This window comes from Pseudomonas sp. Tof1 (assembly GCF_055390395.1).
Genome location: NZ_AP024344.1, coordinates 1,237,479 through 1,250,847 on the forward strand (window position 1 = coordinate 1,237,479; position 13,369 = coordinate 1,250,847).

Genomic DNA, 13,369 nt, shown 5'->3' on the forward strand with positions numbered 1-13,369 from the left:
CTTATTGTTGTTATCGGTCCAGTGGCCACTGCTGGTGGCAAGCTTCGCGCACGCTCGCGGCGCTGCCGAGCTGGAGCAGCGACTGACTGATACGGCGGCATTGGGCGGCATCGAGGCTGCGCACCCGCTCCTTGATTTCGCCGATCTGTGGCGGGCTCACCGACAGCTCGGTGACGCCCAGGCCAACCAGTACCGGCGTGGCCAGCGGGTCCGAGGCAAGGGCGCCGCAGACGCCCACCCAGCGTTGGTGCCGTGCGGCCCCGGCGCAGGTGCTGGCGATCAATTGCAGCACCGCCGGGTGCAGGGCATCGACTCGCGCCGCCAGGCCGGCATGATCACGGTCCATGGCCAGGGTGTATTGCGACAGGTCGTTGGTGCCGATGGAGAGGAAGTCGGCGTGCTCGGCCAGTTGCCCGGCCAGCAGTGCCGCGCAGGGTACTTCGATCATGACGCCCAGTTGCGGGCGCTCGCTGAGGCCCAACTCGTCGGCCAGGCGCTCCAGGCAGCGGCGAATAGGCAACAGCTCGTCGACCTCGCTGACCATGGGCAGCAGAATTCGGCAGCGCTGCATGGGGCTGACCTGCAGCAGCGCCCGCAGTTGCTGCTCCAGCAGTTCCGGCCGGGCCTGGGCCAGACGGATGCCGCGCAGGCCGAGCACCGGGTTGGCTTCGACGGGCAGCGGCAGGTAGTCGAGTTGCTTGTCGCCACCGACATCGATGGTACGGATGATCACCGGCTTGTCGCCCATGGCGTCGACCACCGCCTGATAGGCATTCAGCTGTTCCCGTTCGTCGGGGGCGGTCTGGCGGTCGACGAAGAGGAACTCGGTGCGCAGCAGGCCGACACCGTCGGCACCACTCTGGTGGGCCTGCTGGGCTTCCTCGGCCGAGGCGACATTGGCTGCCACCTCGATCGACAGACCGTCGCGCGTATGGGCCGGCGAGAGGCTGAGTTCCTGCTGGCGCTGACGGCGCAGTTGATGGTGCTCGCGGGCCATGGCGACGCCGTCGAGGCGAGCCTGGTCGGGCGTCAGTTCGAGGCGGCCGTGACCGGCATCGAGCACCACCTGCTGACCGGGGGCGACCTCCAGCAGCGGCGCACCCAGGGCGACCAGGCAGGGCAGGCCCTTGGCGCGGGCGAGAATGGCGACATGGGAGGTGGCCCCGCCTTCGGCCATGCACAGCCCGGCGACGTCCTGCCGGCTGATCAGCAGCAGATCGGACGGTGTCAGTTCATGGGCGGCGACGATAGCCCCCGGCGGCAGTTCGTAGTGCCAGGTGTCGCCGAGCAGGATGCGCAGTACCCGCTGGCGCAGGTCGCGCAGGTCATTGGTGCGTTCGGCGAGCAGCGGATTGCCCAGTTGCAGCAGGACCTGGCACTGGCTCTCGATCGCCTGGCTCCAGGCGTGGCTGGCGGCGCGGCCATGGGCAATGGCCTGGGCGGCGATGTCGAGCAGGGCCGGGTCTTCGAGTAGCGCCAGGTGGGCATTGAAGATCGCCTGTTCGGCATGATCCCCGCGCGCCATGGCTTGCTGCAGGGTCGTATGGATTTCCCTGCGCACCTGTTCCAGCGCGCCGGTCAAGGCCTGCCGTTGTTCCTCGACGTCATGCGGGCCGCAGTCGGGTGGCAGCAGGATGGCCTGCAGTCGCGCCAACGGACCGCTGACCAATCCTGGCGCGGCGCATACCCCGTGCAGCACACCGGCCTCGGCGGGCCGAATGGCGATTGGCTGGGGCGGGGCAGCGTGGTGGTGGTCCTCGGCCAACGGCGTTTGCAGCACCTGCAACAGGGCCTGTATGGCTGCCTCACGATCCTTGCCCCGGCAACTGACTTGCACCTGGGCCTGTTCCTCGACGCCCAGCCCCATGATGCCGATCAGGCTGTCGAGAGAGGCCGACCGATCGCCCAGATGCAGTCGCGCGCTGCAGTCGAAGCCCTGTGCCGTCTGGCGCAGCAGGGCGGCCGGCCGGGCGTGCAGACCGCCACGGTGGGCGACCCGGACACTGCCGCGGACCTCGTCGTCGCCGTCGTCCGCCATGGCCGTCGACGGCTGGGCCGACTGGCGTGGGACGACCTGCAACACGGGGTCGCCGACCTTGACCGAGTCGAGTGGTCGGGTTCGCAGCTCGTAACGTTCGCCATTGGTCAGCACCAGCGGGCTGACCAGGCTCCTGCTGTGGCGGGCGACCTGGTCCAGGTCGAATCGCAGCAGGGCCTGGCCCGCCTCGACCCGATCCCCTTCACCGACCAGCAGGACAAAGCCTTCGCCCTGCAGCGCGACGGTATCCAGGCCCAGGTGCAACAGCAGCTCGGCGCCGTTGTCGGCCCGCAGGGTCAGGGAGTGCCGGGTGCGTGCGACGTGTATGATCACCCCGGCGCAGGGCGCATGCAGGCTGTCGTTGAGCGGGTCGATGGCGATGCCTTCGCCCAGGGCACCACTGGCGAACACGGCATCGTCGATAGCCGGGAGTGGCATTACGGGACCGCTCAGCGGTGCGCCGAGGGTGAGCTCATTATTGTTGTTATGCATGGCACGGTACTCGTCAGTGGGTACGGGTGACTTTGCTCAGGTGACGCGGTTGGTCGGGGTCCATGCCGCGGGCCACGGCCAGTTGCGCGGCCATCACGTAGAAACTCTGGATCGCCAGGATCGGGTCGAGGGCCGGGTGGCGCGCGCAGGCCAGGTCCAGGTCACGCTCGGCGATGTCGGTGGGGGCGGCGAGCAGCACCCGCGCACCGCGCTGGCGCATGTCGCTGGCGAGCTTGAGCAGCCCGGCCTGCTCCGCGCCACGGGGGGCGAAGACCAGCAGTGGATAACCGGCCTCGATCAGGGCCATCGGACCGTGACGGACCTCCGCGCTGCTGAAGGCTTCCGCCTGGATCGCCGAGGTTTCCTTGAATTTCAGCGCGGCTTCCTGGGCGATGGCGAAGCCGGCGCCACGGCCGATCACCATCAGCCGTTCGCTGGCGCGCAACACCTCCAGTGCCGGGCTCCAGTCCTGTGCCGCCGCCTGTTGCAGGCCTTCGGGCAGGGCCCGGCCGGCCTCCAGCAATGCGGGGTCGTATTGCCAGTAACCCAGCAGCCGGGCGCTGGCACTGAGGGTGGCGATGAAACTCTTGGTCGCGGCGACGCTCTGTTCGGGCCCGGCCAGCAACGGGAGGGTGTATTCGCAGGCGGCCTGCAACGGTGAGTCGGGGACGTTCACCATGGCCACGCTCAGGGCCCCGCGGTCGCGCAGCAGGTGCAGGCTGTCGACCAGGTCGGGACTCTGCCCGGACTGGGAAAAGGCGAATACCGCCTGGCCGTGGACCTGCAGTGGCGAGTGCCGCAGGGTGACCACCGACATCGGCAGCGAGGCCACCGGCACGCCGGTCTGTTGCATGGTCAGGTAGGCGAAGTAGCTGGCGGCATGGTCGGAGCTGCCGCGGGCGACGGTCATCGCTACCTGGGGCGGCCGCTCGCGCAGACGCGCGCCGATGGCGATCAGTTGGTCATCGAGCCCCTGCAACTGGCGGCTGACCGCCTCATGGGAGGACAGCGCCTCTTCAAGCATTCTGCAAGTCAACGGCTTCTCCTTCGACCATTACCGCGGTCAGTGTCAGTGAGCGATCCAGGCGCACGCAGTCGGCCCAGCTCCCCGGCTGCAGGCGCCCGCGTTCGGTGAGGCCGAGATAGTCGGCGGGAAACTGCGAGAGCCGTTGCGAGGCTTCGGCGATGGGCAGGCCGATCTTCACCAGGTTGCGCAGGGCCTGGTCCATGGTCAGGGTGCTGCCGGCCAGGGTGCCATCGGCCAACCGCACGCCGCCCAGGCACTTGGTCACGGTGTGGCTGCCGAGCCGGTACTCGCCATCGGGCATGCCGGCGGCGGCGGTCGAGTCGGTCACGCAGTAGAGGCAGGGTATCGAGCGCAGTGCTACGCGCATCGCCCCCGGGTGCACGTGCAACAGATCGGGGATCAGCTCGGCGTAGCGCGCGTGGGCCAGCGCGGCCCCGACGATGCCCGGTTCGCGGTGGTGCAGCGGGCTCATGGCGTTGTACAGGTGGGTGAAGCTGCTGGCCCCGGCGGCGAGGGCGGCGACGCCTTCCTCGTAGCTGCCCAGGGTGTGGCCGATCTGCATGCGAATGCCGCGTTGGCTGAGGCTGCGGATCAGGTGTTCGTGGCCGGCGATTTCCGGGGCGATGGTGATCACCCGGATCGGCGCGAGGCGCAGGTATTCATCGACTTCGGCGGCGATCGCGGTGTGGGCGAAATTCGGCTGGGCGCCGAGCTTGCCGGGGTTGATGAACGGGCCTTCGAGGTGCACGCCGAGGATACGCGCCGTGCCTGGCGGGCGTTGTTCGCAACAGGGGCCGAGTTGGGCGAGGATCGCGCCGATCTCTTCGGATGGCGCGGTCATGGTGGTCGCCAGCAGGGCGGTGGTGCCGAAGCGCAGGTGGGTGCGGGCGATGGTCTCGAAGGCATCGCCACCCTGCATGATGTCCCTGCCGCCACCGCCGTGGACATGCAGGTCGATGAAGCCCGGCAGCAGGTAGGGCAGATCGTTGTCGGCCGGCTCGCAGGGCTCGCCTTCGATGCGCAGCACCCGGCCTTGCCGGTGGATCAGGCGACCGCGAACCCAGCCTTGGGCGGTCAGGATGTTGTCTTCGGACATGGCGGCTTCCCCAGGCTGGCTAGCGTCGCAACTCGGCGACGAAGTCGTAGTAGTCGTTGCGGCAATAGGTGTCGGTCAGTTCGATGGGGGTGTTGTCCTCCAGGTAGCCGACGCGGGTCATCAGCAGCATCGCGGTACCGGGCTCGATGCCGACCAGGGCGGCGAAGTCCGGCGAGGCATTGATCGCGCGGATATGTTGCAGTGCCCGCACCACGGGGCGGCCGATACCGTCCAGGTATTCGTAGAGCGAATCGCCGATCTTCTCCGGTTCGGGGAGCAGCGTGGCGGGCAGGGTGCTCATCTCGATCGCCATCACCGTGTCGTCGGCCTTGCGCAGGCGCTTGAGGCGCGCAACCTCGGCACTGGGCGAGAGGGCCAGGCGGATCAGCTCTTCATGGCTGGGCAGAGTGATATGGCGTTCCAGCCATTGGGAACCGGGTACGAAGCCCTTGGAACGGAGCATTTCGCTGAAGCTGGAAAGGCGTGACAGCGGCTGCTCCAGCCGTGGGGTGATGAAGGTGCCGGAGCCCTGGTTGCGACGGATCAGGCCTTGTTCGAGAAGTACCTCCAGGGCCTTGCGCGAGGTGACCCGGGAAATGCCCAGCAACTCGCTCAGGTTGCGTTCCGAGGGCAGCGCCTGTTCGGCTTTCCATTGGCCGGCATGAATGGCGGCCTCGAGGTTGCGTGCCAGTTGCAGGTACAGCGGTGTCGGTTGGGACTCGTCAGGTCGCAGGGCGAGGATCTTGTCCATGCAGGTTTTCCGATGCGGTTGTTGGCGTTCTTGTGCTCGGTAGTGGTATTGAAAGTAATACCACTTGAATACCATGTCAATGCCAGTGGTCTTTCCCGAACGTAACAAAAAGCCCGGCATGGGTGGCATGCCGGGCTTTTCGCGATTGAGTGGTATCAGGGTGGTTGCACGCAGGCTCAGGGGCGGATTTCCACCAGGGTGCCGTCCTTGACCAGGTTCCACACCTCGCGCATGTCGACGTTGCGCATGCCGATGCAGCCGTCGGTCCAGTCCAGGGTATGCAGCCATTGCTCCGGGTAGTCCTCGGAGTCCGGTGTGCCGTGGATCATGATCATGCTGCCGGGGTTGACGCCCTCGCGGCGGGCGCGGGCGGCGTCGCTGATGTTCGGGTAGGAGATGTGCATCGACAGGTTGAACTTCTCGCTGGTCTTGCGCCAGTCGATCCAGTAGAACCCTTCCGGCGTGCGGCGGTCGCCCTCGATCAGCTTGGGGCCCTTGGGGTTGCGGCCCAGGGAGATCCGGTAGGTCTTCAGCGGCTTGCCGTCGTTGATCAGTTGCAACTGGTGGGCGGACTTGAGAACCAAGACTTTTTCGATGGTCCGGCCCTGCAGCGGGTCGGCGGCGGAGGCCTGGGACAGCGTGGCGAACGACAGGCAGAAGACGGCTAACAACCAACGCATTGAAACGATATCCCTGGAAAGGTGGCAGAGCGGCTTATTGTGGGTCGGCCGCCTTCGGCATCATGGGCGGCACGGCTTCGCTGCGTACCGGGAATTCCTGGGTAGGGCGGTCGGCGAAGAAGCATTCTAAGGTACGCCCGACCGTCCTGAAAGCCAGCTCTGACCAGGGGATCTCGTGCTCTTCGAACAGGCGCACTTCCAGGCTCTCGGGGCCGGCGGCGAAGTCCAGGTCGGCCAGTTCGGCGCGATAGAACACATGCACCTGGTTGATGTGCGGCACGTCGATCAGGGTGTAGATCCTCAGGTCGTTCACCCGGGCGCAGGCTTCCTCAAGCGTTTCCCGGCGTGCGGCCTGCTCCACGGTCTCGCCGTTCTCCATGAAACCCGCCGGCAGGGTCCAGTAGCCCAGCCGTGGCTCGATGGCGCGTCGGCACAGCAGCACCTGGCTGCCCCAGACCGGCAGGCAGCCGGCGACGATATTGGGGTTCTGGTAATGAATGGTCTGGCAGTGGTCGCAGACAAAGCGCAGGCGCGTGTCGCCTTCGGGGATACGTTGACTGACCGGTTTGCCGCACTGGCTGCAGAACTTCATGGGCTATTCTCTGGAGGATCCGTCTATTTTTGCGTGTGCCGCTGCCTGTCGGCAAGTTGTGCATTCAGGAAACAGTTGAGGGGTTGGGCGGTCTGACGGTTTGGTGCATGATGCAGGGTAAGTCAGACATCGAGATCAGCTATGCAGGATGAGCTACTTCGACGTGTAAGAGAGCATACCCCCGGCCCCTGGAAACGGACCGACGTTTTCCGGAGGCGGCGGTATTGGTGCCGATCACGCGCAGCGAAGAGCCGGAACTGGTATTGACCCTGCGTGCCAGCGGCCTTTCGACCCATGGCGGCGAGGTGGCATTTCCCGGCGGTCGGCGCGATCCGGAAGACCCGGACCTGGTGTTCACCGCCCTGCGCGAGGCCGAGGAGGAGATCGGCCTGGCGCCGGGCCTGGTGGAGATCGTCGGGCCGTTGAGCCCGCTGGTCTCGCTGTACGGTCTCAAGGTCACGCCGTATGTCGGCCTGGTGCCGGACTTCGTCGAGTACCGGGCCAACGATGCCGAGATCGCCGCAGTGTTCAATGTGCCCTTGGCGTTCTTTCGCGAGGACCCGCGCGAGCACACCCACCGCATCGACTACCAGGGCCGCAGCTGCTACGTGCCGAGCTACCGATATGGCGAGTACAAGATCTGGGGGCTGACGGCGATCATGATCGTCGAGCTGGTCAACCTGCTGTATGACACCCGGATCGACCTGTACCAGCCACCGCAGCGCTTCATCAATCTCTGAATCCAAGCCATCGTCAGTATGGCGCCGTACCCCGAGCCGTGAGGATTACCGCATGAAATACCGTCTGGGCGACTTTCGCGTCGAAGCCCATCCGCAGAGCTGGGTGGCTCCCAATGCCGTGCTGGTGGGCAAGGTCAAGCTGCAAGAGGGCGCCAGCGTCTGGTTCAACGCCGTATTGCGCGGCGACAACGAACTGATCCTGATCGGCCCCAACAGTAACGTGCAGGATGGCACGGTGATGCACACCGACATGGGCTATCCGCTGACCATCGGGACCGGCGTGACCATCGGCCATAACGCCATGCTGCATGGCTGCACCGTCGGCGACTACAGTCTGATCGGCATCAACGCGGTGATTCTCAACGGCGCGAAGATCGGCAGGCACTGCATCATCGGCGCCAATGCGCTGATCGGTGAGAACAAGGAAATCCCCGACGGCTCGCTGGTCATGGGCTCGCCGGGCAAGGTGGTGCGCGAACTGACCGAGCAGCAGAAGAAGATGCTCGAAGCCAGCGCGGCCCATTACGTGCATAACGCGCAACGGTATGCCCGCGACCTGCAGGAAGACCAGGCATGAGCACGACCGAACGCCCGGTGGCCTCGCCCTGCGTGAGCATCTGCGCGCTGGACGAGCAGGACATCTGTACCGGCTGCCAGCGCACGGCAGGGGAAATCAGCCGCTGGGGGCGGATGGACAACGCCGAGCGACGCGAGGTGCTGGGGCGCTGTCATGAGCGGGCCAGGGCGGCCGGCGTTCTGTGGACGTTAGCCAGTCCAGCGGTGTCCTGACGGAAATATTCGCGGGCAAGCCCGGCTCCTACAGGATTTGCGTCAAACGTCAAATCTGCACACGCCCGTCCCCGGGATTTGCGCCAAACGTCAAATCTGCACACGCCCGTCCCCGGGATTTGCGCCAAACGTCAAATCTGCACACGCCCGTCCCTGGGATTTGCGTCAAACGCCAATTCTGCATGCGGCCCGTCCCTTGTAGGAGCCGGGCTTGCCCGCGAATACGCCCGTAAGCCTTGCGCCCAGTCCAGCATCTGCACCGGCGGCAGTGTCCCTGGGCCGGCGACGGCTCCCACACGGTTGTCGCCAGGCGCCGGCTCCTGCAGTACCCTGTGTGGCTATATCGACAGGTAGCCCGTCCGTTCATGCTCTTTCTCATCGCCTACATCGCCAGCGTCGTGCTGATCAACTTCGCGTTTTCCAGCGCGCCGCACCTGGACATCATCTGGTCGGCCTGGGGCGGGTTGGTGTTCGTGCTCCGGGACATGGTGCAAACCCGCTTCGGCCATGGTGCGATCGTCGCCATGCTGGTGGCGTTGCTGTTGTCCTACGTCACCTCCGACCCGGCCATTGCCCTGGCCAGTGCCACGGCCTTCGCCGTGTCCGAGTGCATCGACTGGCTGGTGTTCACCATCACCCGACGCCCTCTGCACGACCGTCTGTGGATCAGTTCGGCCCTGAGCATCCCGCTGGATACCTTCATCTTCTTCGGCCTGATCGATGCCCTGACGCCCGGGGTGATTCTCACCGCGTTGGGCTCCAAGTTCGCCGGGGTCACCGTGGTCTGGCTGGCCATGGCCTGGCGCCAGCGCAAGGCCGTTCATCAGGACGCCCTGAAGGGATAGCCCGAACGGGGCGCAGGCCATACAGGCGAACCGCCGCAGTTCATGTAAAATGCCCGCCTTTCTTCCCAGCAGGTGCCCGGTGAGCGGGTGCCTTCGATGATCCGTTTCCTCGAGGACCTGAAATGACCCGTATCGGAACTCCACTGTCGCCGACCGCGACTCGCGTATTGCTTTGTGGCTGTGGTGAGCTGGGCAAGGAAGTGGTGATCGAGCTGCAACGCCTGGGTGCCGAGGTGATTGCCGTCGATCGCTATGCGAACGCGCCGGCCATGCAGGTCGCCCACCGCAGCCACGTGATCAACATGCTCGATGGCGCGGCCCTGCGCGCGGTGATCGAAGCCGAGAAGCCGCACTTCATCGTGCCGGAGATCGAGGCCATCGCCACCGCCACCCTGGTGGAACTGGAGACCGAAGGGTTCACCGTGGTGCCGACCGCCCGTGCCGCACAACTGACCATGAACCGCGAAGGCATCCGTCGCCTGGCCGCCGAAGAGCTGAAGCTGCCGACCTCGCCGTACCACTTCGCCGACACCTTCGAGGACTACAGCAAGGCGGTCCAGGACCTCGGCTTCCCCTGCGTGGTCAAGCCGGTGATGAGTTCCTCGGGCAAGGGCCAGAGCCTGTTGCGCAGCGTCGATGACGTGCAGAAGGCCTGGGACTATGCCCAGGAAGGCGGGCGTGCCGGCAAGGGCCGGGTGATCGTCGAGGGCTTCATCGATTTCGACTACGAAATCACCCTGCTGACCGTGCGCCACATCGGCGGCACCACGTTCTGCGCGCCGGTCGGCCACCGTCAGGAAAAGGGCGACTACCAGGAGTCCTGGCAGCCGCAGGCCATGAGTCCGGTGGCGCTGGCCGAGTCGGAGCGGGTCGCCAAGGCGGTCACCGAGGCCCTGGGCGGCCGTGGCATGTTCGGCGTCGAGCTGTTCATCAAGGGCGACCAGGTGTGGTTCAGCGAAGTGTCGCCGCGCCCGCATGACACCGGCATGGTCACCATGATTTCCCAGGATCTGTCGCAGTTCGCCCTGCACGCCCGGGCCATTCTCGGCCTGCCGATCCCGTTGATCCGTCAGTTCGGTCCATCGGCCTCGGCCGTGATCCTGGTCGAGGGCCAGTCGACCCAGACCGCTTTCGCCAACCTCGGCGCAGCCCTGAGCGAGCCGGATACCGCCCTGCGCCTGTTCGGCAAGCCGGAAGTCAACGGCCAGCGCCGCATGGGCGTGGCCCTGGCGCGTGACGAGTCGATCGAAGCGGCGCGGGCCAAGGCGACCCGTGCGGCTCAGGCGGTGGTTGTAGAGCTTTAAAACCGCGTCGTCCTATTCGCGCACAAGCCCGGCGCCTACAGGTCACCGCCGTACCTGTAGGCGCCGGGCTTCTCGGGACGCCGCACCGCCGCGAACCGCCAACGGCGGCCATAACCCACCGCTATCAGCCGACCTTGTCCAGATCGCTGTAGCGTGTCTCCTTCAGGCACAGAATGGCAATCAGGCTCAGCACCGCCGCCGCCGACACATACCCGCCGACCCAGCTCAAACCACCCATTGTCACCAGCTTCTGCGCAAAGAACGGCGCGGCCGAGGCCCCGACGATACCGCCCAGGTTATAGGCCGCCGAAGCACCGGTATAACGCACGTGAGTGGGAAAAAGCTCCGGCAGCAGCGCACCCATCGGGGCGAACGTCACCCCCATCAGGAACAGCTCCAGGCTCAGGAACAGCGCGACGCCCCAGGTCGAGCCGTGGCCCAGCAGCGGTTCCATGCTGAAGCCGGACAGCAGTGCCAGCAGCGCACCGACGATCAGCACCGGCTTGCGTCCGAAGCGGTCGCTGGCCCAGGCCGCCAGTGGCGTGGCTGCCGCCATGAACAGCACGGCAAAGCACAGCAGGCCGAGGAAGGTCTCGCGGCTGTAGCCGAGGTTGGCGACACCGTAGCTCAGTGAGAATACCGCCGAGATATAGAACAGCGCGTAACACACCACCATGGCCACCGAGCCCAGCAGCACCGGTACCCAGTAGCGGCTGAACAGCTCGACCAGCGGCATCTTCACCCGTTCGTGACGTGCCACGGCATTGGCGAAGATCGGCGTTTCCTCGAGCTTGAGGCGCACATAGAGGCCGACGATCACCAGCACGGCGCTGAGCAGGAACGGAATCCGCCAGCCCCACGAGCGGAACTGCTCGTCGCTGAGGCTCATGGCGAGGATCAGGAACAGGCCGTTGGCCGCGAGGAAGCCGATCGAAGGGCCCAACTGCGGGAACATGCCGAACCAGGCACGTTTGCCCTCGGGGGCGTTCTCGGTCGCCAGCAACGCGGCGCCGCCCCATTCCCCGCCGAGCCCGAGGCCCTGGCCGAAGCGCAGCAGGCACAGCAGCAGCGGTGCCCACGCGCCAATGCTGGAGTAGCCGGGCAGCACGCCGATCAGCGTGGTGCACACGCCCATCAGCAGCAGCGAGGCGACCAGGGTCGACTTGCGCCCGATCCGGTCACCGAAGTGGCCGAACAGGATCGAGCCCAACGGGCGGGCGAGAAAGGCGATGCCGAAGGTCAGGAACGCCGACAGCATCTGTGCGGTACTGTCGGTCTGGGGGAAGAACACCGGTCCGATCACCAGCGCAGCGGCGGTGGCGTAGACATAGAAGTCGTAGAACTCGATGGCGGTACCGATGAAGCTGGCGGTCGCGACCCGGGCAGTGGAGTTCAGCGGTGTGGTCGATGGGGCGTCGAGGGTGGTGCTGGCAGTCATTACGCGGTTCCCTGAAAGTCTTGCTCGTAGGAATTGTTAGTAGTGAACACCCAGGGATAAGGGCTTGTGCCGGGCCGGTCGGGGTTCTGTCCGGCGCCGGGGGAGTTGCAGCGTGCAGGGCCGGAGGGCGGGTTGCGGGTGGGCAGGCGGTCCGGTGAGGCTGGGTAAGCCGATTCGATTATAGGAAGCCGCCCATGCATCGAACAAGAGCACCGCTCACCCGTGTAGCACCCGCCCCTGCCGGAGCCGGCTTGCTGGCGAGGGCGTTCTCGCCGGCACCATGGGCAGACGGGCTGAATGCCATAAGTGAAGGTGCTGCTTCGTCAGGGAGACGGAGGCGTGGGGGGCGCGCTGGTATGCCATGCCAGCACCCGGCTGACCCTGTTGTCCTCGGTTTCGAGGATCTCCAGGCGATAACGGCCGATCTTCAGGCAGACCGCGCTCTCCGGGATGGTCTCCAGGGCTTCGGTGACCAGCCCGTTGAGGGTCTTGGGGCCGTCGCAGGGCAGGTGCCAGCCCAGGCTCTTGTTCAGCTCGCGGATCGAGGCGGCACCTTCGATCACCAGTCGGCCATCGGCCTGGGGGTGGATGTGCGGGTTGTCGAGGCTGTGCTCGTTTTCGAATTCGCCGACGATCTCTTCGAGAATGTCTTCCAGGGTGACGATGCCCAGCACTTCGCCGTATTCATCCACGACCATGCCCAGGCGCCGCTGCTGCTTGTGGAAATTCAGCAACTGCAATTGCAGCGGGGTGCTTTCCGGAACGAAGTAGGGCTCATGGCAGGCGCTCAGCAGGGCGGGCAGGGTCAGGCTGGCATCGGGCAGCAGATGGCGGACCTGGCGGGTGTTGAGCACCGCTTCGACCTGGTTGATATCACTGTGGAACACCGGCAGGCGGGTGCGCTTGCTGTTGCGCAACTGCACGATGATGTCTTCGATCGGGTCGTCCAGGTTGATCCCGTCCACTTCGCTGCGCGGCACCAGTATGTCATTGACCGTGATGTTGTCCAGCGCGTGAATCCCGGACAGCAACTGTGGCCGGGTCGAATGTTCCTTGCCGGGCTCCTCCAGATCGACCGGCGGCATGTCCTCGTCGCTCTGCCTGACCGCGCCGGCCTTGCTGATGAAGGGCTTGAGCAGCAGGCGGGCGCTGCCGTTCAGCAACCAGGCCGCGGGATAGACGATCTTCAGGGGGATGCCGAGCAGGGCATTGCCGACCGCGAGCATGGCTTCGGGGTAGCGGGCGGCGAGCAGGCGCGGCAGGTAGTCGGCCAGCACCAGCAGGGCGACGGCACTGCCCAGGCAGGCCAGCCAGGGGCCGTGGTTGCCCCAGAGCAGCAGCGAGAGCAGGGTGGCGATGATCACCACGACGATGCGGCACAGGGTGTTGCAGAGGATCAGGCTTTCACGCGGGAAACTCAGGCGGGCCGCTGGCCTGTCCCCGGCGCGGGAGGCCGGACGCTGGGCCGTGAGCAGATGCTGGGCGACCTCGATGGCGGTGAACAGCGCCGACCACAGGATCAGCAGGGCCAATACGGCGAGCATCGGCCCGGCGGGCAGGTTGTCCATGTTCTCGGC

Annotated in this window: 12 protein-coding genes and 1 pseudogene; 5 read left to right on the forward strand and 8 right to left on the reverse strand. The window is 66.0% G+C overall.

Annotated features, from left to right (window positions below):
* Positions 1-10: 10 nt before the first annotated feature.
* The 6 genes from ptsP to ACZ5KU_RS05640 form a co-directional block, all read right to left on the reverse strand.
* On the reverse strand, positions 11-2,530 hold the full coding sequence (gene ptsP, locus ACZ5KU_RS05615; RefSeq protein ID WP_464736908.1) for a phosphoenolpyruvate--protein phosphotransferase: 2,520 nt from the start codon (positions 2,528-2,530) through the stop codon (positions 11-13).
* A 13-nt stretch (positions 2,531-2,543) separates the two neighbouring features.
* Positions 2,544-3,566, reverse strand: coding sequence for an SIS domain-containing protein (locus tag ACZ5KU_RS05620; protein ID WP_152974370.1), 1,023 nt, complete (start codon positions 3,564-3,566; stop codon positions 2,544-2,546).
* Positions 3,547-4,653: an N-acetylglucosamine-6-phosphate deacetylase gene (gene nagA / locus ACZ5KU_RS05625; protein WP_054059209.1), complete on the reverse strand. Its 1,107-nt coding sequence runs from the start codon at positions 4,651-4,653 to the stop codon at positions 3,547-3,549. The genes ACZ5KU_RS05620 and nagA overlap by 20 nt, the downstream gene beginning before the upstream one ends.
* 19 nt (positions 4,654-4,672) lie before the next feature.
* Positions 4,673-5,404, reverse strand: a complete 732-nt coding sequence (locus tag ACZ5KU_RS05630) for a GntR family transcriptional regulator (protein ID WP_054059208.1) — start codon at positions 5,402-5,404, stop codon at positions 4,673-4,675.
* Between the two features lie 176 nt (positions 5,405-5,580).
* Positions 5,581-6,084, reverse strand: coding sequence for a L,D-transpeptidase family protein (locus tag ACZ5KU_RS05635; protein ID WP_054061877.1), 504 nt, complete (start codon positions 6,082-6,084; stop codon positions 5,581-5,583).
* A 34-nt stretch (positions 6,085-6,118) separates the two neighbouring features.
* Entirely contained in the window at positions 6,119-6,676 is a 558-nt protein-coding gene (locus ACZ5KU_RS05640) for an NUDIX hydrolase (protein ID WP_054059206.1), read from the reverse strand.
* Positions 6,677-6,817: 141 nt separating this feature from the next.
* Between ACZ5KU_RS05640 and ACZ5KU_RS05645 the strand changes: the two are divergent.
* The 5 genes and pseudogenes from ACZ5KU_RS05645 to purT all read left to right on the forward strand — a co-directional run bounded on the left by ACZ5KU_RS05645 (position 6,818) and on the right by purT (position 10,354).
* Positions 6,818-7,416, forward strand: a pseudogene (locus ACZ5KU_RS05645) (CoA pyrophosphatase).
* A gap of 52 nt (positions 7,417-7,468) precedes the next feature.
* A complete protein-coding gene (locus tag ACZ5KU_RS05650) occupies positions 7,469-7,993 on the forward strand; it encodes a gamma carbonic anhydrase family protein (RefSeq protein ID WP_054059204.1) in 525 nt (174 codons plus the stop codon).
* Positions 7,990-8,205 (forward strand): DUF1289 domain-containing protein, encoded by a 216-nt coding sequence (locus ACZ5KU_RS05655; protein ID WP_054059203.1) that lies wholly within the window; start codon positions 7,990-7,992, stop codon positions 8,203-8,205. Before ACZ5KU_RS05650 ends, ACZ5KU_RS05655 begins: the two co-directional genes overlap by 4 nt.
* 365 nt (positions 8,206-8,570) lie before the next feature.
* Complete coding sequence (locus ACZ5KU_RS05660; protein ID WP_464736909.1) at positions 8,571-9,050, forward strand: preQ0 transporter; 480 nt, start codon at positions 8,571-8,573, stop codon at positions 9,048-9,050.
* 122 nt (positions 9,051-9,172) lie between these two features.
* The gene (purT, locus tag ACZ5KU_RS05665; RefSeq protein ID WP_054059201.1) at positions 9,173-10,354 is read left to right on the forward strand and encodes a formate-dependent phosphoribosylglycinamide formyltransferase; all 1,182 of its coding nucleotides are present in this window, start codon (positions 9,173-9,175) and stop codon (positions 10,352-10,354) included.
* A gap of 124 nt (positions 10,355-10,478) precedes the next feature.
* Here the strand turns inward: purT and ACZ5KU_RS05670 are convergent, their stop codons facing one another.
* Together ACZ5KU_RS05670 and ACZ5KU_RS05675 are read right to left on the reverse strand one after the other, a co-directional pair.
* Positions 10,479-11,792: an MFS transporter gene (locus ACZ5KU_RS05670; protein ID WP_054059200.1), complete on the reverse strand. Its 1,314-nt coding sequence runs from the start codon at positions 11,790-11,792 to the stop codon at positions 10,479-10,481.
* Positions 11,793-12,115: 323 nt separating this feature from the next.
* Positions 12,116-13,360 (reverse strand): transporter associated domain-containing protein, encoded by a 1,245-nt coding sequence (locus ACZ5KU_RS05675; protein WP_054059199.1) that lies wholly within the window; start codon positions 13,358-13,360, stop codon positions 12,116-12,118.
* Positions 13,361-13,369 lie beyond the last annotated feature (9 nt).

What these genes read in the sequence shown, in the direction of transcription:
- ACZ5KU_RS05670 (WP_054059200.1), bottom strand. Translation starts at nt 11,792, where the DNA reads ATGACTGCCAGCACCACCCTCGACGCCCCATCGACCACACCGCTGAAC.
- ACZ5KU_RS05635 (WP_054061877.1), bottom strand. Translation starts at nt 6,084, where the DNA reads ATGCGTTGGTTGTTAGCCGTCTTCTGCCTGTCGTTCGCCACGCTGTCC.
- ptsP (WP_464736908.1), bottom strand. Translation starts at nt 2,530, where the DNA reads ATGCATAACAACAATAATGAGCTCACCCTCGGCGCACCGCTGAGCGGT.
- purT (WP_054059201.1), top strand. Translation starts at nt 9,173, where the DNA reads ATGACCCGTATCGGAACTCCACTGTCGCCGACCGCGACTCGCGTATTG.
- ACZ5KU_RS05655 (WP_054059203.1), top strand. Translation starts at nt 7,990, where the DNA reads ATGAGCACGACCGAACGCCCGGTGGCCTCGCCCTGCGTGAGCATCTGC.
- ACZ5KU_RS05630 (WP_054059208.1), bottom strand. Translation starts at nt 5,404, where the DNA reads ATGGACAAGATCCTCGCCCTGCGACCTGACGAGTCCCAACCGACACCG.
- ACZ5KU_RS05650 (WP_054059204.1), top strand. Translation starts at nt 7,469, where the DNA reads ATGAAATACCGTCTGGGCGACTTTCGCGTCGAAGCCCATCCGCAGAGC.
- nagA (WP_054059209.1), bottom strand. Translation starts at nt 4,653, where the DNA reads ATGTCCGAAGACAACATCCTGACCGCCCAAGGCTGGGTTCGCGGTCGC.
- ACZ5KU_RS05675 (WP_054059199.1), bottom strand. Translation starts at nt 13,360, where the DNA reads ATGGACAACCTGCCCGCCGGGCCGATGCTCGCCGTATTGGCCCTGCTG.
- ACZ5KU_RS05660 (WP_464736909.1), top strand. Translation starts at nt 8,571, where the DNA reads ATGCTCTTTCTCATCGCCTACATCGCCAGCGTCGTGCTGATCAACTTC.
- ACZ5KU_RS05640 (WP_054059206.1), bottom strand. Translation starts at nt 6,676, where the DNA reads ATGAAGTTCTGCAGCCAGTGCGGCAAACCGGTCAGTCAACGTATCCCC.